The organism is Flavobacterium panici (genome assembly GCF_024499525.1).
GTDB lineage: Bacteria > Bacteroidota > Bacteroidia > Flavobacteriales > Flavobacteriaceae > Flavobacterium > Flavobacterium panici.
In genome coordinates this window covers 4,454,014-4,474,418 of sequence record NZ_CP100437.1, presented here as the reverse complement: position 1 = coordinate 4,474,418, position 20,405 = coordinate 4,454,014, and the positions used below count along the sequence as shown (strand labels likewise).

Below are 20,405 nucleotides of genomic sequence, written 5' to 3'. Positions count from 1 at the left end.
TTTGTAATCGCAAAAGAAAATTTTAAGCAATATATTTTCTTTAAAAATTATACACCATTTAGAATGATTTACCCCAAAATAGCGCTTGCACAAAGCATTATCGAGATTTGTTCAGCAAAAGGAATTCATAATATTATAATTTCTCCAGGTTCACGAAATGCACCTTTGACGATTGGTTTCGCACAAAATCCAAATTTTAAATGTTACAGTATTGCCGATGAGCGCTGTGCCGCATTCTTTGCTTTAGGAATTGCAATGCAGACAAAAAAGCCTACGGCTGTTGTTTGTACGTCAGGATCGGCACTATTGAATTATTATCCGGCTGTAGCCGAGGCATTTTACAGTCAGATTCCTTTAATTGTAATTTCTGCAGATCGTCCGCAGAGTAAAATTGATATTGGCGACGGGCAAACCATTCGTCAGGAAAATGTCTACTTAAATCATTCTGTTTTTAATGCCAATTTAACCGAAGATGCTTCGGTAGAAAACGACTTAAAAATAAATAAAGCCATAGAAACAGCCATTCTTCAAAAAGGTCCGGTTCATATCAATGCACCATTTGAAGAACCATTATATGAAACGGTTTCAGAACTTTCTGTAGAGCCAAAAATCACAACTCCGGAAGAAGAAATTCCAACCAAAATTATTGATAACAGCGAAGAAATTGTTTCCATTTGGAATTCGGCAAAAAGAAAACTAATTCTTATTGGCGGAATAAATGATGTTAATTCTGTAGATAAGGAAATTCTGAAAAACTTTGCAAACGATCCATCGATTGTTGTCCTTACAGAAACGACTTCAAACATACATCATCCGAGTTTTATTAATAGTATAGATACTTTAATTACACCATTTGATGATTCTGATTTTAAAGAATTGGAAGCCCAGGTTTTAATCACTTTTGGAGGTATGATTGTATCCAAACGTATTAAAGCTTTTTTACGAAAGTATAAACCTGCACATCACTGGCATATAGATACTTTACGTGCTTATGATACATTCAATGCTTTAAGTAAACATTTTGTAATGGAACCAAATGATTTTTTCAAAGATCTGCTTCCAAAAACAGAATTTAAAGCGAGTAATTACTTTTCGAAAATCGATAAAATTTACAGTTTAAGAAATAAAAGAAAAGAAGAATATCTAAAGAAAATTCCTTTTTCAGATTTTAAAGTTTTTGAAAAAGTAATTGAATCGCTTCCTAAAAATATTCAGTTGCAAATTAGTAACAGTTCGGCAATTCGTTATGCACAGTTAATTGAAATAGATCCTTCAATTGAAGTATTTTGCAACAGAGGAACAAGCGGAATCGACGGAAGCACTTCAACTGCAGTGGGATCTGCCGTTGGGAGCGGAAAACAAACTGTTTTTATTACAGGCGATATCAGCTTTCTATACGACAGCAACGCTTTATGGAATTCTTATATTCCTAAAAACTTCAAAATCATTATAATCAATAATGGAGGAGGAGGAATTTTCAGGATTTTACCCGGACATGAAGAAAAACCTGTTTTTAATACCTATTTTGAAACTTCACATCATTTAACCGCAGAACATTTGGCAAAAATGTACGGTTGTAATTATTATAAAGCCAGTAATTTAGCTGATCTGCATGAGAATTTAGATAAACTTTATAATGAAAATGAAGCACCAGGAATATTAGAAGTTTTTACCCCAACTGCTGAAAATGATGTAATTTTAAAACAATACTTTAAAGAGCTTGTTTAATTTTTGTAAGTTAAATTGTGTTAAATATTTGTTTTAACTCATAATAATATTTAGATTTGGCTGCATAATTAGTAACCAATATTAAATTTATTATGAGTAAAAGAGAAGAATTAATTCAGAAGTATGCAGCAGATTTAAAAGAGAAATGCGGAGTAACTCCAAATATGGATTTGCTGACAAAAGTAACCATTGGATGCGGGCCTGCAATTTATAATGCTGATGCGTCTACAGTAGCTGGAAATCAAGATTCAGAGATACACACCGTTAAAAATAATTTTCTGATAAAAAAATTAGGTTTAGCAGATACTCCGGCTTTAGATGAAGCTATTCATGCAGTTTTAGAAAAATACGGTAAATCAAACAAACATAAATACAGAGCTGTGGTCTACTATCTATTGACAGTTCACTTTAAAAAAGAAAGTGTTTATAAATAACAAATAAAAGCGTCAAAATTGGCGCTTTTTTCTTTTTATATACCTTAATCCAAAACATTTTTCATTTACGATTTCAAACTTCGTACATTTGCACCTTAGAAGCTTTGATGCTTTTCAACTTAGAATCTTAAGAAAAATGCTTGAAATAGGAAAATACAATACACTAACTATATTACGTGATACAAAAGTTGGTCTTTTTTTAGGAAATCCTGAAAAAGATCCAGACGGAATTCACGATGTTTTATTACCAAATAAATATGTTCCAAATGAATTTGAAATAGGCGAAGAACTTGTCGTTTTTGTTTATTTAGATCATGAACAACGCCCTGTAGCCACTACACTTGAACCTTATATTTTATTGAATGAGTTTGCACTTTTAAGAGTAAACTACATCAATAATGTTGGTGCTTTTATGGATTGGGGAATGGAAAAAGATATTCTGGTTCCGTTTAAAGAGCAGGCGCGTCCAATGGAAAAGGGAAAACGCTACCTAGTTTACCTTTATAAAGATGAGAAAACCAATCGTTTAGTAGCTTCAAGTAAGTTGAACCAATTTTTAAATAACGATCAGCTTACAGTTGAAAAAGGAGAAGAAGTCGATTTGATCGTTTCTCACATTACAGAATTGGGAATAAATGTGATTATCAACGAACAACATAAAGGACTTTTATACAAAGATGAAGTTTATGACGATTCAATAAGAACCGGAGACAGAATGCGTGGTTATATTAAAACCATTCGTCCTGATAATAAAATTGATGTTGCCTTGCAAATTCAGGGTTACCAAAGTATTGAACCAAATGCAGAGAAGATTTTAGATGAATTAAGAGCCAACCGCGGTTTTTTACGTTTAAATGATAATTCGCATCCGGAAGACATAAAAACGGTTTTAAAAATGAGTAAAAAAACTTTTAAAAAGGCTGTAGGAGCTTTATATAAAGAGAAACTCATTGAAATTAAAGAAGATGGAATTTATCTGGTAAAGGATAATTAAATTCCAATATTTTAAATTCCAAATTCCAATGTTATACGCATACATTGGAATTTGGGATTTTTTATTTTTTGGAATTTCAACCATTGGAATTTGGAATTTTTATTTTTTGGAATTTACTTAACCCCTTATAACAAGAAAGGCTGCTCATTACAAGCAGCCTTTCCCTTTTTATTCTAGTTTTAAAAAAAATTGTAATTAAAAAAAAACAGAAATAAAATAATTCGAATTCATCTTGAAAGTAAGCACTTTACGAATTTTAGAAACTTCTTTCTTGATGGTATGTCTTTAAACAATTATTGCGTTTATCTTAAAAGCAAAAAATTAATTTCACGGCTAATCCATTTGGTTTAATAAAATAACTTATAGAAAGTTTTAGTTAGCATTTTTTTCTCTTTTCGTAATCAATTTGATACTAATTACAAAACAATTCTAGCGTTTAACCTTAGGTGTTACTATCTCCTTTTTGAAGTTTTGACAAACGAGTAAATCATTTGCTCATTCCTAACAGGTTTACTATTTAAAACCATAAAAAAATGAGCGACAAATTTTTTAAATTTTCTCAAAAAAATCATTTTTTAGGTTAATAAATCAGTGAAAGAAAATCAATCTTATGTCAACAAAATGTTTGTATCTTGTTGATTTCTAGGGTGTAAAATTACTCATTATTTTTTAATACTAATGTTAAAAAGTGTTATTTTTTGTACACAGAGTCCAATTGTTAACATTGAATGAAAAAATAGCTGTTACTTAAACAAAATTGAATAGGGAAAAATGTAAAAAATGGTTTATTTTTACACTATAATTTTTAAATAAAACAAACAGAAATGGATTGGATTACAGCCAGAGAATTTGAAGATATAACCTATAAAAAATGTAATGGAGTTGCCAGAATTGCTTTTAACAGGCCAAATGTTAGAAATGCCTTCAGACCTAAAACAACTTCAGAATTATACCAGGCTTTTTATGACGCGCAAGAAGACACTTCAATTGGAGTAGTTTTGCTTTCTGCAGAAGGGCCATCGACAAAAGACGGCGTTTACTCGTTTTGCAGCGGAGGCGATCAAAATGCGCGTGGACATCAGGGATATGTTGGAGAAGACGGTCAGCATCGTTTAAATATTCTTGAAGTACAGCGTTTAATTCGTTTTATGCCAAAAGTAGTTATTGCAGTTGTTCCGGGCTGGGCTGTTGGTGGTGGACACAGTTTACACGTAGTTTGCGATATGACTCTGGCAAGTAAAGAACACGCGATTTTTAAGCAGACAGATGCTGATGTTACCAGCTTTGACGGTGGTTACGGATCTGCTTATTTAGCTAAAATGGTCGGGCAGAAAAAAGCGCGTGAAATTTTCTTTTTAGGAAGAAATTATTCAGCTCAGGAAGCTTTTGAAATGGGAATGGTAAATGCCGTAATTCCCCATGATGAATTAGAAGCTACTGCATACGAATGGGCACAGGAAATCCTTCAAAAATCTCCAACTTCTATCAAAATGCTAAAATTCGCCATGAACTTAACCGACGACGGAATGGTTGGACAACAGGTTTTTGCAGGTGAAGCAACACGTTTAGCTTACATGACCGAAGAAGCAAAAGAAGGAAGAAATGCCTTTTTAGAAAAAAGAAAACCAAACTTTGGCGAAAATAAATGGTTACCATAAATAATTTTAGATTTTAGATTGCAGATTTTAGATTTTTTGAATCTGAAAATGGCATCTAAACTCTAGATTAAAAAACAATATTATTTAGATTACAGATTTTAGATTTTTTAAATTATAAAGAATCCAACAATCTAAAATCTAAACTCTAAAAATCTAAAATAAAAATATGAAACACTGGATTGAAGCCGCTAGACTGCGCACATTGCCTTTATCAGTTTCCGGAATTATAGTTGGAAGTATTTACGCACTTTCAAACCCAACAGAAACGATTAATACGCCAACAGAAGTTTTTAGTTGGAAAATTTTTGGTTTCGCACTTTTAACAACACTTGGTCTTCAGGTACTTTCTAATTTTGCAAATGATTACGGAGACGGAGTAAAAGGTACAGACAATGCAGATCGTGTAGGTCCGCAGCGCGCCATTCAAAGCGGTGCAATTACGCCGCAAGCCATGAAAAAAGCCATAATAATTACTTCTTTGCTGACTTTATTATCAGCAATTATTTTAATTTATTTTGCTTTTGGTCAGGACAATTTTGGGTATTCTATCTTTTTCTTATTATTAGGAATCGCAGCAATTGTTTCGGCAATTCGTTATACAGTTGGAAATTCAGCTTACGGATACAGAGGATTTGGCGATTTATTTGTTTTCATTTTCTTCGGATTAGTAAGCACATTAGGCGTTAACTTTTTGTATTCAAAAGAAGTAGATCCGCTTTTAATACTTCCGGCAGTTGCAATAGGATTATTGAGCGTTGGGGTTTTAAACCTTAACAATATGCGCGACGAAGAATCAGACAGAAAATCGGGTAAAAACACAATTGTAGTGCAAATTGGCGGTGCAAAAGCTAAAATTTATCACTTTTCAATAATCATTACAGCTATGCTTTTGGTTGTGATTTTTGCAATTTTAAGCGATTATAATTTCGACCAATATTTGTTTTTACTGGCTTACATTCCTTTAACTAAACATTTAATTACTGTTTATAAAAATCAAAACCCTAAGCTTTTAGATCCGGAATTAAAAAAAGTAGCATTAAGCACATTTTTACTTTCTATATTATTGACAATTTGTATGATTTCATTGATTTCAGACATTATTGTTAACCTTTTCCTTGGAGGAAGATAATTCAAGTTCAACTTTAAACTTTAAAAAAATGAAAATTACATTTTACGGACACGCATCTTTAGGGATCGAAGTAGGAGGAAAACACATTCTTGTTGACCCATTTATTTCTGGAAATCCACAGGCTGCAGCCATCGACATAAATACATTAAAAGCCGATTATATCTTATTAACTCACGCACACAGTGATCACGTTTTAGATGTAGATACAATTGCTAAAAATACCAATGCAGTAATTGTTTCAAATGCTGAAATTACAAGTTACTACGCAAAAAAAGGTTTTAATGCACACCCAATGAATCACGGCGGAAGCTGGAAATTTGATTTTGGAAGAGTAAAATATGTAAACGCAATTCACTCAAGTTCTTTCCCTGATGGAACTTACGGAGGAAATCCGGGCGGATTTGTAATCGAAGGCGAACACAAAAATATTTACATTGCCGGAGATACAGCACTTACATTTGATATGAAATTGATTCCGCTGCGTACAAAATTAGATTTAGCCATTCTTCCAATCGGAAACAATTTTACAATGGATGTTGAAGATGCCATAATCGCATCTGACTTTGTAGAATGCGATAAAATTCTAGGGTATCACTTTGATACTTTTGGTTATATCGAAATCAACCACGAAGAATCAATCCGCAAATTCTTTGATAAAGGAAAAGATTTGATGCTTTTAAATATCGGAGAATCTATAGAATTATAATGTCATCCTGAGCGTAGTCGAAATAAGGAGCTAATCCCGCTATCCGCTATATCTTTTGTGATCTCGTGAAAAAACGAGACCACAAAAGGATATCGCTCCTATCGGGGCTAGGACATTCGGTTTCAAAAAAATATTTTGGCATAATATATGTCAAATAATAAAGCATTGAATCACTTTAATCTGTGCAATCTGTGGCAAATAAAAAATTAGTGAAAATTTGTGCAATTGCTTCGCCTATTCGCTATTGCTCGGGTCGTGGCAAAAGATTTAAACCAAATATGAATTTTGAAAGAATATTTTTAATCCTTTTAATAACTTCTACCTACAGCGCTTTTGCTCAAAAAGACGGCTATTGGGACAAAGAACGTGCAACAACAAAAGAAATACTGGTTTCTGCAGGTGACAGAATTGTAATAAAAACAGAAGATTTACCAGTAGGAACGACTGAAATTGTATACAGAATTACACTTCTGGATAAAAATCAGCAAATGGCCAATAGTTTGGTTTCGCTGTTAAAAGCAATTCCAGATCCATACGGAATAGGACAAGGTTCTGCCGGAGCTGTTTTTTTAATGTCTAAAATTTCAGGAGATGATCAATGCACGTATTCCTTATTTACCTCAAATGAAAATGCTAAAAAATACGTTAGCGACGGAAAAATAGATTCAGCTTGTTTTTCTCAGTCAGAACCCGTTAGTAAAGACGCAAAAAGAATTTCACTAGACAAAAATTCCTGTTTAAAAGAAAATACAAAAACAATTTGGTTTGGTTTTGAAAGCAAAAATTGGTTTTTGACCCAGAAAATAGTTTTAGAAGTTGTGCCTTGGGTTGATATAAAATTAAACCGCGGCTGGAATCAGGACAATAAAAATGAGATTATTAGTTTGTGCAAAACATCAACAATGGCACAGAAAATGGCCAATTCTGATGATTTTTGTGTTTGTATTCTGGATAAAATCATGAAAGAATATCGTTATGCTGAATTTCAAAAATTACTTGCTGTAGAAAAAACAAAAGTTTACAAAGACTTTGGAAATGCCTGCTATAAAGATGCTGACATTTCTAAAAACGTTTATAACGATTTAAGAAATCAGATTGCGACTTTAATAAAACAACAAAAGTACAACGAAGCCATCCAAAAATTAAATATAATCATCAACGACGGAAAAGCTACGGCATTAGATTACAGTTCAATTGGTTATTGCTATATCCTGACAAAACAATATGCAAAAGCATTAAAGTTTTTGCAGGAAGGCGAAAAATTAGATGATACAGAGTTATTGGTGAAACTAAACTTAGCACACGTTTATTTAGTAAGCAATAATTATGGTGACGCAAAAGCAATCTATAAAAAATATCAAGATCAAAACGTTACAGACAGCCTAAGCTGGAAAGACAAAACAAAATCTGATTTTGCCCTTTTTGAAAAAGCAGGTTTACCCTCAAAAGACTTCGAAAAAATTCTAAAATTATTTAACTAAGTTACTAAGTTGCTGAGATACTAAGATTCTAAGTTTTTTAGTTTCTCAGCATCTTAGAGTCCTAGAATCTTAGCATCTAAAAAAATGAAAGCGACTTACCACAAATATATGCTCGAGTTTAAACGTCCGTCTGGGACGTCTCGCGGTGTTATGACCGAAAAAGAAACCTGGTTTATCGTTCTTGAAGAAAACGGTAAAAAAGGAATAGGTGAGTGCGGTATACTTCGTGGCTTGAGTGCTGACGATCGCGATGATTATGAAGAAAAACTAAAATGGACTTGCGAGAATATTCATTTAGGAGAAAAAGCACTTTGGGAATCTTTACTGGAATTTCCTTCGATTCAATTCGGAATTGAAATGGCTTTTTTATCACTAAAAAGCGAAAATCCATATTTGTTATTTCCTTCTGATTTTACCAACAATACAGAGTCAATTGAGATAAACGGTTTGGTTTGGATGGGCGAACCGGCTTTCATGAAACAGCAGATTGAAGAAAAATTAGCCGATGGATTCAGCTGTATCAAACTTAAAATTGGAGCAATAGATTTTCAAAAGGAATTAGAATTATTAGAATTTATCCGCAGTCATTTTTTAGCAGAAGAAATAGAAATTAGAGTTGATGCAAATGGCGCTTTTGCATTGAATGAAGCTTTAGATAAACTCAATCAATTAAATAAATTTCAATTACATAGTATCGAACAGCCTATTAAAAAAGGAAACATTCAGGCTATGGCAGATTTATGTGAAATAACTCCTTTTCCAATTGCTTTAGATGAAGAATTAATTGGCATATTTTCATTCGAAGAAAAAGAAAAATTACTGCAGGAAATCAAACCTCAATACATCATTTTAAAACCTAGTTTTATCGGCGGTTTTAGAGGAACACAGGAATGGATAACATTAGCAGATAAATACAATATTGGCTGGTGGATAACCTCTGCATTAGAAAGCAATATCGGATTAAATGCAATCGCACAATGGACATTTCTTCAAAATTCAAAAATGCCGCAAGGATTAGGCACCGGAGCACTTTACACCAATAATTTTGATTCTCCACTAGAAGTCACAAAAGGAAAATTATGGTACAATACAACTACAAACTGGGATTCGGTAATTTTAGAAAAAGTACAAAGTAACAAAGATTCATAGGGTTAAAAAGCACGATATAAAACCTCTGAACCTTTGCCACTCTGCACCTTTGAACCTATTTTTACTCTTTCCCGCCAAGTAAATTTTCCTGCCATTCTTTTAATTCCTGCCATTTACCCTGATAAGCAAATAAAGCCTGTTTCGCCCATGTACTAGGGTTATGAATTGAGTAGTTTTCTCCTCCGGAATCCAGAATGGACTGTAATCTTTCTGTTGATGTTTCCGAAAGATCTTTCCATGTTTTAATTCCGGAGTCGTTAAGTAAAGCTTCTATTTTTGGGCCAATTCCTTCAACAATTTTTAAATCGTCCTGTTTTATTTTTTTGCCTAATACATTTGTGGCCAGTGCACTATCAAACAAAGCTGATGGAACTTCTGCGGGAAATGGTTTAGATACAGATGCAGAAACTTTAGCATGAGCAGCCGCCAGATCTGCTTCCAGAGAAGCTATTTTTGTATTTAAATTTTTCGTATTTGCTTTACAGGCATCAAGATCTGCTTGTAATGATGCGGCTAAAGAATCATCTTCTTTTGAGTTCAATTTTCCTAGTAAGCAACCTAAAATTCCACAGATTATACCCACTAAAATCGGTATTAAGATACATGGTAAATTCATAATAAAGTATATTTTTGATTATTTGATGGTAACTACGGTTCTTCTATTGCTTGCTTTTCCTTCGGTTGTAGCATTATCCCCAATTGGTTCATCCGGGCCTTTTGATTCAGTAGCAATTCTGGAAGCTTCAATTCCGTTTTTGATTAAATAATTTTTAGAAAAATCGGCTCTTTTTTGTGCCAGATCTATATTTAAATCTCTATTGCCTACATTATCACTATGCCCCACAACTAAAACAGAAGTATTTTTTACATTTTTTAAATATTTAATAATATCAGTCACTTTTTGCTGTTCTTCTTCATTTAAATTAAAACTTGATTTATTGGTATTAAAATGAAAAATCAACGGATTTGTATTAATTTTTTCTTTCAGCGCAGCCCAATCATCAGTGGCTGTAGAAGCTGTATTAATCGTTTCAAACTCGTATTCAACAGGGCCAATGAGTGTATCAGCATTTGTTTTCCAGCTATTGATAATTTCTCCTTTTGTGTCTAACTGAGAAGAAGCCAAACCTTTTGAAACAAAATAATTTTTGACATCATTTGCTCGGGCTAATCCAAGATTTTCAAATTTTGTTGTATTCGTTTCGTCAGAAGTAGCATAACCCGTAATGGTAACTTTTTGTTTCGGATTTGAGACTAAAAAAGTTTTAAGTTTTTCAATTCCAATTGAAATCGAATCGCTTATGGGTTGAATTGCAGCAGGATTATTTTTTAAAAATTTAAAATTATAATTCGTTCTAAATTCAAATCCGGAACCATTTATGATAAAAGGAACAAAATTATCATTCTTAATTGCCGTAGCAGGAACTTTTTCGACAGCAGAATTTGGCTGCGCCGTATCGCAATTGCAGCAAAACTTTATATACAAAATTGTACCTAAAATTATGACCAGAGCGATCCCTAATAGATAAAGTGCTTTTTTAGACATGATTTGATGAATTAAGGTTCTATCAAAATTAACGAAAATTGATATAGCTAATATGTTAATAATCAATGAAATTGGTTTCATTTTAGACCAAAAAAAACTGGAATTTGAAACGAATTTTATAAATGGATTTTTAAAAATGAAATTCCACGACTGAATTAAAATGAGTAAATTGCAGTAAAATAAATTAAGACTCAAAATGCTCGAAATAGAAAGAAAGTTTCTTGTAAAATCAGACGATTTTAAAGAACAGGCATTTGCAAAAAATCAAATTGCACAAGGTTATTTAAGTTCAATTGCCGAGAGAACGGTTCGTGTTAGAATTAAAGGAGATAAAGCTTTTTTAACTATAAAAGGAATTGGCCACCAAGGAGGAATGTCTCGTTTTGAATGGGAAAATCAAATTCCGCTTGATGAAGCTGCAGAACTATTGAAATTATGCGAAAAAGGCAAAATTGAGAAAACGCGTTATGAAATTAAATTCGGAAATCATGTTTATGAAGTGGATGAATTTTATGGAGAAAATGAAGGATTAACAATGGCAGAAATTGAACTGCAGTCTGAAGACGAAAGTTTCGAAAAACCGGATTGGCTGGGAGAAGAAGTAACAAATAATGAAAGATATTATAATGCTTATTTGAGCAAAAATCCTTTTAAAAACTGGGGAAAAGAATAATTTATGGCAGACCAATATGATTTAATTATTGTGGGAGGCGGACCAATTGGATTGGCTTGCGCAATAGAAGCTCAAAAGAAAAACTTACGTTATTTAATTATAGAAAAAGGTGCGATTGTAAATAGTATTTTCAATTATCCGTTGTACATGACTTTTTTCTCTACTGCCGAAAGACTTGAAATTGGTGATATTCCGTTTAACTGTTTAGCACCAAAACCGGGTCGTCAGGAAGCTTTAGAATATTATCGAAATATCCACCGTTATTTTAATTTCAATATTAATTTATTTGAAAAAGTAAATAAAATTAAAAAAACTGGAAGTTCTATTTTTGAAATTTCTACAAACAAAAGTTCATACAAATCGAAAAACGTTGTTATTGCTACCGGTTTTTATGATATTCCGATTCACATGAATATTAAAGGCGAAGAATTACCAAAAGTTCGTCATTATTATAAAGAAGCACATGAATATGCTTTTAGAAATATTATAGTTGTTGGCGCAAACAATTCGTCTGTTGATGCGGCTTTAGAATGCTGGCGAAAAGGGGCAAATGTAACAATGGTAATTCGTAAAAATGAAATTAATAATAGAGTAAAATATTGGGTTAAACCCGATATCGAAAACCGAATTGCAGAAGGAAGTATCAAAGCCTATTTTGAATCGAATATTACGGAAATCCGTAATAATGAAGTCGAAATTGAAACTCCAAACGGAAAAGTGACAATCGAAAATGATTTTGTTTTGGCTTTAACAGGTTATAAACCAGATTTAAATTTTCTGGAAAATATAGGAATTGAGCTTTCAAACGATGAGTTGAAAATTCCAACGTATAATCCGGAAACGATGGAAACCAATGTTGAAGGTTTATTTCTGGCAGGCGTTGTCTGCGGAGGAATGCAGACGCATAAATGGTTTATTGAAAACTCAAGAATCCATGCTAATATGATTGTGGATTATATTGTTTCTAAGTGAATTATTGCCACAGATTACACAGATTAAAAAGGATTTCTTCTCTAATACTCATTTTTTTAATTACAAAGATTAAAAAATCATTCTAATCTGTGTAATCTGTGGCAAAAAAAAACTTTTTAAGAACTACAAGAAAGCATAGAACATCCCACTTTAGATCTCGCCCAATCTGGTCGTTTTGCGAACCATTTTTCGTATTCCGGCTGTTCATCGTATGGCTTTTGCAATAATGTATACAGCTCGTTTATCAACGAATAATCTTCTTTATCAGCAGCATCAATCGCTAATTGTGCCATATAATTTCGAAGTACATATTTCGGATTAATTAAATTCATTTTTTGAGAACGTTCTTCATCCGATAATTCTTCAGCATTCAATCTATCCAAATAAACTGCAAACCATTTTTTCCAGGCATCTAAAATATCTCCCGAAACTTCTTCAATTTTATAAAACGAATATTGAATTTTTTCAATCGCTTTTTCAACAGAATCTGATTTTTTAACGGAACTTAAATTTCTAAAAAAGATCGTCATATCGGTTTCTGTCAATTGTAAAGTCGCTTCCAGATTATCGGTTAAATCATTATCAATTTGAGCAGAAGTTGAAATAAACAATCCTAATTTATTTAGAAACATTTCTTTATAATCTAAAATAAAATCATTCATAAATGATTCTAAGATTTTTTCTAATTCTTCAGTTTCATTAATCAAAGGATAAATCGCATTCGCCAATTGATATAAATTCCAATGTGCAACTTGCGGTTGATTCCCGAATCTATATCTCTTGTTTTGACTGTCTGTAGTATTTGGAGTCCAATTAGGGTCGTAATTTTCAAGCCAGCCGTAAGGCCCGTAATCAATTGTGATTCCATGAATTGACATATTATCTGTATTCATTACGCCGTGAACAAAACCAACTCGCTGCCAATGCAAAATCATTTCGCGTGTTGTATCGGCTACTTTTTTAAAGAACTGCAAATATTGTTCTTTTGGTTCGCCTTTAATTTCAGGGAAATAATGTTTGATATTATATTCTACAAATTGCTTTAAGTTTTTAAGTTCGTTTCTGGCAGCCAGCATTTCAAAACTTCCAAAACGAATAAACGAAGGGGCAACACGACAAACAATCGCGCCTTTTTCGTAAGCAGGATTTCCATTGTATAAAACGTCACGCAAAACCTGATCTCCGGAAAGAATCAACGAAAGAGATCGGGTAGTGGGAACATCTAAATGGTACATGGCTTCGGCACATAAATATTCTCTTATTGAAGAACGTAAAACTGCCAAACCATCAGCAGTTCTGGAGTATGGCGTTTTTCCAGCTCCTTTTAATTGAAGCGTAAAAAACTGATTGTTGTTTTCAACCTCCGTTAAATTGATGGCTCGGCCGTCGCCTAATTGTCCAGCCCAATTTCCGAATTGATGTCCGGCGTAACACATTGCATAAGGCTTTGTTTCAGGAAGAATTTCTTTTCCTGAAAAAACATTCAAAAATTCTTCTGATTGAATTTCGTCTTTTGAAATCCCAACCAATTCAGCAACTTCTTCAGAAGCATGAATTAATTTTGGATTTGAAGGTTTTGTTGGATTTACATACGAAAAAGCAGTATTCCTAACTTGACGAATTTCATTTGTTAAGTCTATATCTGCGGGCAATTCAGCAGTAAATCGATTATTTATTTTTAAATTTTTCATTTGAGTTTTTTATAATTGGCCCACAGATTTTACAGATTGAACAGGTAAAACGGATTTTTTTAAATCTGTGTCCATCTTTATTTAGCATCAAAAAAAGAGAAATCATTTTAATCCGTATAATCTGTGGCCTATTTTTTTAGCCAATTAATTTATCAGCATACATTTTTTTAAGTTTTTGAACTTTTGGATCGATTACAAGCTGGCAATATCTTGCTTCCTGATTGTTGTTGTAATAATCCTGATGATAATCTTCGGCTTCATAAAACACTTCAAAAGGTTTTAACTGCGTTACGATAGGATCAGCATAAACGGGCTGCACTTCTTCAAAAACCTTTTCTGCAATTTCTTTTTGTGATTCATCATGATACAAAACTATCGAACGATATTGTGTTCCGTTGTCCCCGCCCTGACGATTTAAAGTTGTAGGATCGTGGCTTGTCATGAAAACAGTTAGTAAATCATGATATGAAATAATGTCAGAATCAAAAGTAACCTGAATAACTTCTGCGTGACCAGTTCGTCCTGTACATACTTCGCGGTATGCCGGATCCTTTATAAAACCATCTGAAAAGCCAGATTTTATTGTCTTAACTCCTTTTAAACGCTGAATTACAGCTTCTACACACCAAAAACATCCACCACCAAAAGTGGCTGTTGATAAATTTTCCATAAATGTAAAAATAGCTTAAAGTTTACATGCCCTATTAACCTGATAGAATATTGTGATAATTTATCTAAAAAACAGCTATTAAACTAAAGATATTAAAAGTTTTCTTAAAGTTTGAAGTTTAGAATTGATAAATTCTCAATTTTAGAAAAAAGCAATATATTTGCAGTTAAACACAGGCACAACAAATGAATACCAAAAATAGTACCATCAGTCTAGAAACTTATTTTCAGGATTTTAGACAGCATATTGTTGGCATAGATCAGGAATTTATGTCACCTTTTGGCAAAAAAAATATTGTTTATACCGATTGGACTGCCAGCGGAAGGCTGTACAGACCAATTGAGGAGAAACTTTTGAATCAATTTGGACCGTTTGTTGCCAATACACATACTGAAACTACCGTGTCTGGTACTGCCATGACAAAGGCATATCACCACGCAAGACATATTATTAAGCGTCATACTAATGCAAGTGAAGATGATGTTTTAATTACAGATGGAACCGGAATGACAGGTGTTATCAATAAATTCCAGCGTATTTTAGGTTTGAAAATTCCTGAAAACCTTAAAAATTTCACTACAGTTCCAGCTGAAAAAAAACCTATTGTTTTTATCTCTCATATGGAGCATCACTCTAATCAAACTTCTTGGTTAGAAACAATTGCAGACGTTGAGATTATTCCATCTTGTGAAAAAGGGTTGTTTTGTCTGGATAATTTAGAATTGTTATTACAGAAATACAGCGAAAGAACGATAAAAATTGCATCAATTACTTCTTGCTCAAATGTTACAGGTATAAAAACACCTTTTCATGACGCAGCAAAATTAATGCACCAATATAATGGAGTTTGTTTTGTAGATTTCGCCTGTTCTGGCCCTTATGTAGAAATCGATATGCATCCTGCAGATCCTGAATCTTATCTGGATGCGATTTTCTTTTCTCCCCACAAATTTCTTGGCGGCCCTGGAACTTCGGGGGTTTTGATTTTCAATAAGAAATTATACAATAATATGATTCCGGATTGTCCGGGTGGAGGAACAGTTAGCTGGACAAATCCTTGGGGCGAACATAAATATATAGATAATATTGAGGATCGCGAAGATGGCGGAACTCCGGGATTTCTTCAGGTTATTAAAACCGCTTTGGCAATTGAGCTGAAGGAAGAAATGGGAATTGAGAACATTTTGCAACGTGAACAAGAAATTGTTGATTTTGTTTTTAGCCAGTTAGATCCTGTTGAAAATATTAAAATTTTAGCGGGTCAGCATAAAAGCCGTTTGGGTGTAATATCGTTTTTTATTGAAGATCTGCATTTTAATTTGGGCGTAAAATTATTGAATGACAAATTCGGGGTTCAAACTCGCGGCGGATGCAGCTGTGCCGGAACTTACGGTCATTATTTATTGCACGTTGATCAGGAAACTTCTAATAAACTGGTTAATGAAATTACAATTGGTGATTTAATTAAAAAACCGGGATGGATTAGAATGTCGATTCACCCAACTACGACAGATGAAGAAATTGCTTTTGTTTGTAATAGTATTATAGACTTGGCTAAAAACCATAAAACCTGGGCTTTAGATTATTCTTATAATAAAGACACTAATGAATTTGTTCATAAAAACGCTACTTCATTTGAAGATGAATTGGTGAAGAGTTGGTTTAAATCGTAGTATTTTTTTTTTAACGCAAAGTTCGCTAAGGAATTTTCGCAAAGTGCGCGAAGGTTTTTCTTTGTAAAAGTTTTTTAAGGTCTCAAAGTTTCGTTTGAGAATATCAATTATAAAAATAAGCCCGAAAGTTTTAAAAACTCTCGGGCTTATTTACTTTACTTTATGCGTATATTTTAAAAACCAGCTTTGCGAACTTAAAAAAACTTGTTTTTATACTAAAAATCTTTGTGCACTTTGCGAAAATTCCTTAGCGAACTTTGCGTTAAAATTAAATCAGCAACTTCGCGCACTTTGCGAAAAAAACTTAGCGAACTTTGCGTTAAAAAAAGCTTTTCTAGATTACTTAGATTCCTGGAATTTCTTAAGGGAAAGTAAAGCTTGTTCCTGAATTTTTTTATGGAAAAATCCTGTCCAGCCTAATAAATATCCAGTTGGACCAAAGGCTTGTTTTGACCATTTCCAAACATCAAAATTATCGGTGTGTTTGATGATTAAGCCATCTTGAAAAACAAATTCGGCAGAAATTCTATTAATTACATTCCGATTTGTTTTGCTGAAATTATAAGTTGCAACCCATTTTGCAGAGCCCGTAAATTCATCGGCTTTTACATCAAAGAATTCGATTTTGAGACTTCCTTTACTTCTTATAATCAGCATTTCCCACATTTTCGAAACTTGTTCTTCTTTTAACAAACCAAAGGCCGGATCAATAAAATGTATTTTTGGATGATAACATTCAACCATTGTTTTAAAATCAGAATTGGCAAAAGCAGTATAGAACTTTGTAATTAAAGCTTCGTTGGGAGTCATAAATTTGAAAATTAGGTTATAAATATAAGATTTATTATATAAAATATTGTATTTACAAAACACTAATTTCTTTTGCGGTGTCGTAACTCTTTTTAGATTTATCGTAAACCGTTGAAAAATAATTCTTTTTGTTGTGCGCCGTAAAATATCCGGTTTCGTTTCCAAAAGTATTGGAACCTCCGTTTATGATAAATCGAACAGCGTAAATATCATTTTTTTTAAGTTTGGCAAATTCAGCAGGAGTAAAGTAGTAATACGAAGTTGTTTTTCCTTCAGACGATTCTTTTACATTTTTGTCTGTGCAGGCAATAACATCGGCATTAGCCAAATCTACGTAAAGACCTCCGGCAATTCTCGCTTTATCATTTGAAGTTGCAATTGTGATTTTTAAAATGCCGCCTTTATCTGTTTTTGCAATCTGAATGTTGGCTTCGCCCGTAAAAGCATATTTTTCGCAGATAAAAGTATATTCCTGCGTTGCCGGAAAAGGCTGAGATCCTTTTACACTCATGGTTTGCTGCGCATTTGCAAAGATTGAAATAAGCAGTAATAAAAGAAGAGGCAATTTTAATTTCATATATAGTTACTTTATTGTTCAGCTGCTTTTGCGTCAAACTTTTCATCCCAATCCATTGATTTAATGGCAGATATTAAGTTCTCTTCATTTACAAAAATGCGAAGTTCTTTATTGGCTACTTTTTTACTGTATAAAGCGTGATAACGGTAAATTACTTCATTTTTGGTTTTGTAAACGCCATCTAATTTTAAATCAATAAAACTTCCATAATATTGTCTAAATCTGGTACAGGTTTTAGTCAATCGTTCTTCGGTCGTATTTTCTCTAACAGACTGAGTAACTTCGGTTTCATTAAAAGGTTTAAACTTTGATGTATTACAGGTTTCTAAAACTCTTTTGCCTAATTCATACGCTTTTCTCTGCTGCTCTGAACTAATATCGGCGTTAGAAACTTTTTTAATTTTTAAATCTTCTGTATCTCTACTTACAGTTTTCGATTTACATCCAATTAATAACAACAAACATATAATCAATCCCGCTTTCTTCATAATCATTTAAGTTATTTTTAATAATAAGTTTGGGTCGGGGCAATTTTCTATATAAAAATTTAAATCATTTGTATTGCACACACCGGGATAATCGCCCCATTTGTCTTCTAAGTTTTTTATAATCTGAAAGTGAACATGCGGTGCGTAATCTCCGTTAACAGTTGAATTTCCTAAAGCTGCAATTTGTTCACCTTTCTTAAAAATTGCCCCAACGGTAAGGTTTTCTATACTTTCTAACGATAAATGTCCGTATAAAGTATAAAATTTCTCGTTTTCTACTTCATGTTCTAATATTATGGTTGGCCCGTAATCTCCTAAACCTTCGTTATTTTGAAAACTATGAACCTTTCCGTCAAGCGGAGCTAAAACTGGAGTATCAACTTTTGCCCATAAATCAAGGCCAATGTGAATATTTCTTTCCGGAACAGAATCATTTTTAAAAATGGTGCTCCTTTTATATAAGTTACGGCCTTCGATATAACCGCCATAGGCAACTTCTGCATTATTATCTGCCAGATAACCAAAAATAAAACGTTCAAATTCTGTAGACGTTTCAGGTTTGCTTTCGACTAAATCAGTATTGGTTATGGATAAATCTAAAGGAAGGTATTTTGAAAAATCAATTGAGGCATCGATTACTTTAGTAGGTGGTAAGGCTTTTAATATAGATACAAGGGATTTCATAAAATTAAATTTAGGCTACTTTTTCGATTATTATTAATTCATTATGAACTTCAATGCGGGGCAGCATTTTTGAAGTAAATAATTGTGCGTTTATCTCTGTAATGTATTTTCTGTTTCGAACATTATGCGCTTCATCGAGAATCATGGTGTTGAATAAAATGAAGCCCTGATCTTTGAGAAGAAAACAAACTCGTTCGCTAAAAAACTTTTCGAACAAAAAGTTTGGCATATTAGTATCTTCAAAAATATCAATAATTATTAAATCGTAGCGATCTTTTGTTTTTAAAACAAACTCAAAAGCGTCGTCAATGATAATTTCAAGCTGTTTTATCTCGTTTAAGTTAAAATACTGATTGGCAATTTGAATCATTTCAGGATCGATTTCAACTCCGGTAATTTTACCTTTATAATTAATTTCGTCAACTAGGGTTTTGATTACGCTTCCGCCGGCAACACCCAGAACCAAAATATGCTCCATTTGTAACACCTTGTCATAACCAATATTACGAAGACCGTACCTTAATATACGTTGTAAACTTCCGTAAGAATAATTTGTGTTTTCAGAATCTAAAACCAATTCTCCATTTGCCCAGGTAACTTCGATCACTTTACTTCGTGCCGATTTTTTTTTGAAGATTTTAATGGGATATAGATAACTGAACAATTTTTGAATCATTTTGTAATGCTTTTACTCAAAAATACCATTTTAAATCTTTTATTTTGCAAGAAATATTAAATTTTAATGAAGAAAAGACTATACAAATTCATCTTTTTTAAGCTAATGGGCTGGAAGATAGTAGGAATAGAAAATGCTGAAGTGAAAAAATGTATTTTAATGGTTATGCCGCATACCAGTAATCATGATTTTTATATTGGTCTTTTTACCCGCGGTATTTCCGGCTTGCAGATGAACTGGGTTGGAAAGAAAGAATTATTCAAATTTCCGTTAGGTTACTATTTTAGAAATGTTGGTGGTGAACCGCTTGACCGCACCGGAGGATTAAATAAAGTAGATTCTATTGCTGCTATTTTTGATCGTAAAGAAGTTTTTCGCTTGGCTGTCGCGCCAGAAGGAACACGAAAAGGTGTAACCGAAATTAAAACCGGATTTTATTATATAGCGCTTAAAGCGAATGTGCCAATAGTTCCCGTTGCTTTTGATTGGGGAAAGAAAGAAGTGAATCTAGGAAAGCCATTTTATCCAACAGGAAATTATGAAGCCGATTGGGAAATTTTAAAACAGCACTATAAAGGTGTTTTAGGAAAAATTCCTGAAAACGGAATTCAGATCTAATTTTTTGATATTTTTCCAGATTCGTGAGAATCCCTTAAATGAAAATTA

General features: G+C 32.9%; 21 protein-coding genes. 12 read left to right on the top strand and 9 right to left on the bottom strand.

What is annotated here, in order from left to right:
• Positions 1–63: 63 nt before the first annotated feature.
• The 8 genes from menD to NLJ00_RS18880 all read left to right on the top strand — a co-directional run bounded on the left by menD (position 64) and on the right by NLJ00_RS18880 (position 9,279).
• Positions 64–1,728, top strand: coding sequence for a 2-succinyl-5-enolpyruvyl-6-hydroxy-3-cyclohexene-1-carboxylic-acid synthase (gene menD / locus NLJ00_RS18915; protein ID WP_256634973.1), 1,665 nt, complete (start codon positions 64–66; stop codon positions 1,726–1,728).
• A gap of 92 nt (positions 1,729–1,820) precedes the next feature.
• On the top strand, positions 1,821–2,162 hold the full coding sequence (locus tag NLJ00_RS18910; RefSeq protein WP_256634972.1) for a DUF2853 family protein: 342 nt from the start codon (positions 1,821–1,823) through the stop codon (positions 2,160–2,162).
• Positions 2,163–2,298: 136 nt separating this feature from the next.
• Positions 2,299–3,156, top strand: coding sequence for a CvfB family protein (locus NLJ00_RS18905; RefSeq protein ID WP_256634971.1), 858 nt, complete (start codon positions 2,299–2,301; stop codon positions 3,154–3,156).
• An 824-nt stretch (positions 3,157–3,980) separates the two neighbouring features.
• Positions 3,981–4,814 carry a 1,4-dihydroxy-2-naphthoyl-CoA synthase gene (locus NLJ00_RS18900; protein WP_053473251.1) on the top strand — a complete coding sequence of 278 codons (834 nt, stop codon included), beginning with the start codon at positions 3,981–3,983 and terminating at the stop codon, positions 4,812–4,814.
• A gap of 166 nt (positions 4,815–4,980) precedes the next feature.
• Entirely contained in the window at positions 4,981–5,943 is a 963-nt protein-coding gene (menA, locus tag NLJ00_RS18895) for a 1,4-dihydroxy-2-naphthoate octaprenyltransferase (RefSeq protein ID WP_053473250.1), read from the top strand.
• Between the two features lie 28 nt (positions 5,944–5,971).
• Positions 5,972–6,649 (top strand): metal-dependent hydrolase, encoded by a 678-nt coding sequence (locus tag NLJ00_RS18890; protein ID WP_053473249.1) that lies wholly within the window; start codon positions 5,972–5,974, stop codon positions 6,647–6,649.
• 278 nt (positions 6,650–6,927) lie between these two features.
• On the top strand, positions 6,928–8,130 hold the full coding sequence (locus tag NLJ00_RS18885; RefSeq protein WP_256634970.1) for a tetratricopeptide repeat protein: 1,203 nt from the start codon (positions 6,928–6,930) through the stop codon (positions 8,128–8,130).
• A gap of 84 nt (positions 8,131–8,214) precedes the next feature.
• A complete protein-coding gene (locus tag NLJ00_RS18880; RefSeq protein ID WP_256634969.1) occupies positions 8,215–9,279 on the top strand; it encodes an o-succinylbenzoate synthase in 1,065 nt (354 codons plus the stop codon).
• Positions 9,280–9,340: 61 nt separating this feature from the next.
• Here the strand turns inward: NLJ00_RS18880 and NLJ00_RS18875 are convergent, their stop codons facing one another.
• Both NLJ00_RS18875 and NLJ00_RS18870 read right to left on the bottom strand, forming a co-directional pair.
• On the bottom strand, positions 9,341–9,895 hold the full coding sequence (locus NLJ00_RS18875) for a hypothetical protein (protein ID WP_256634968.1): 555 nt from the start codon (positions 9,893–9,895) through the stop codon (positions 9,341–9,343).
• An 18-nt stretch (positions 9,896–9,913) separates the two neighbouring features.
• Positions 9,914–10,906, bottom strand: a complete 993-nt coding sequence (locus tag NLJ00_RS18870) for an OmpA family protein (protein WP_256634967.1) — start codon at positions 10,904–10,906, stop codon at positions 9,914–9,916.
• Between the two features lie 115 nt (positions 10,907–11,021).
• Between NLJ00_RS18870 and NLJ00_RS18865 the strand changes: the two genes are divergently transcribed.
• Together NLJ00_RS18865 and NLJ00_RS18860 are read left to right on the top strand one after the other, a co-directional pair.
• Entirely contained in the window at positions 11,022–11,498 is a 477-nt protein-coding gene (locus tag NLJ00_RS18865) for a CYTH domain-containing protein (RefSeq protein ID WP_256634966.1), read from the top strand.
• Positions 11,499–11,501: 3 nt separating this feature from the next.
• The gene (locus tag NLJ00_RS18860; RefSeq protein WP_256634965.1) at positions 11,502–12,470 is read left to right on the top strand and encodes a YpdA family putative bacillithiol disulfide reductase; all 969 of its coding nucleotides are present in this window, start codon (positions 11,502–11,504) and stop codon (positions 12,468–12,470) included.
• A 116-nt stretch (positions 12,471–12,586) separates the two neighbouring features.
• Here the strand turns inward: NLJ00_RS18860 and NLJ00_RS18855 are convergent, their stop codons facing one another.
• Both NLJ00_RS18855 and msrA read right to left on the bottom strand, forming a co-directional pair.
• Positions 12,587–14,161: a protein adenylyltransferase SelO gene (locus tag NLJ00_RS18855; protein ID WP_256634964.1), complete on the bottom strand. Its 1,575-nt coding sequence runs from the start codon at positions 14,159–14,161 to the stop codon at positions 12,587–12,589.
• A 136-nt stretch (positions 14,162–14,297) separates the two neighbouring features.
• The gene (gene msrA, locus NLJ00_RS18850) at positions 14,298–14,831 is read right to left on the bottom strand and encodes a peptide-methionine (S)-S-oxide reductase MsrA (protein WP_256634963.1); all 534 of its coding nucleotides are present in this window, start codon (positions 14,829–14,831) and stop codon (positions 14,298–14,300) included.
• Positions 14,832–15,016: 185 nt separating this feature from the next.
• On the opposite strand from msrA, the gene NLJ00_RS18845 reads away from it, so the two are divergent.
• On the top strand, positions 15,017–16,504 hold the full coding sequence (locus NLJ00_RS18845) for an aminotransferase class V-fold PLP-dependent enzyme (protein ID WP_256634962.1): 1,488 nt from the start codon (positions 15,017–15,019) through the stop codon (positions 16,502–16,504).
• A 339-nt stretch (positions 16,505–16,843) separates the two neighbouring features.
• Here NLJ00_RS18845 and NLJ00_RS18840 read toward each other — a convergent pair whose 3' ends face one another.
• The 5 genes from NLJ00_RS18840 to NLJ00_RS18820 are packed head-to-tail and all read right to left on the bottom strand — an operon-like array spanning position 16,844 to position 19,739.
• On the bottom strand, positions 16,844–17,314 hold the full coding sequence (locus NLJ00_RS18840; RefSeq protein WP_256634961.1) for a nuclear transport factor 2 family protein: 471 nt from the start codon (positions 17,312–17,314) through the stop codon (positions 16,844–16,846).
• A gap of 52 nt (positions 17,315–17,366) precedes the next feature.
• A complete protein-coding gene (locus NLJ00_RS18835; RefSeq protein ID WP_256634960.1) occupies positions 17,367–17,891 on the bottom strand; it encodes a hypothetical protein in 525 nt (174 codons plus the stop codon).
• 11 nt (positions 17,892–17,902) lie between these two features.
• Positions 17,903–18,379, bottom strand: coding sequence for a hypothetical protein (locus NLJ00_RS18830; RefSeq protein ID WP_053473263.1), 477 nt, complete (start codon positions 18,377–18,379; stop codon positions 17,903–17,905).
• Positions 18,380–18,385: 6 nt separating this feature from the next.
• Positions 18,386–19,063, bottom strand: coding sequence for a peptidoglycan DD-metalloendopeptidase family protein (locus tag NLJ00_RS18825; RefSeq protein ID WP_256634959.1), 678 nt, complete (start codon positions 19,061–19,063; stop codon positions 18,386–18,388).
• A gap of 10 nt (positions 19,064–19,073) precedes the next feature.
• Entirely contained in the window at positions 19,074–19,739 is a 666-nt protein-coding gene (locus NLJ00_RS18820) for a spermidine synthase (RefSeq protein ID WP_053473237.1), read from the bottom strand.
• A gap of 66 nt (positions 19,740–19,805) precedes the next feature.
• On the opposite strand from NLJ00_RS18820, the gene NLJ00_RS18815 reads away from it, so the two are divergent.
• Positions 19,806–20,357, top strand: a complete 552-nt coding sequence (locus tag NLJ00_RS18815) for a 1-acyl-sn-glycerol-3-phosphate acyltransferase (protein WP_256634958.1) — start codon at positions 19,806–19,808, stop codon at positions 20,355–20,357.
• The last annotated feature ends 48 nt before the right edge of the window (positions 20,358–20,405 follow it).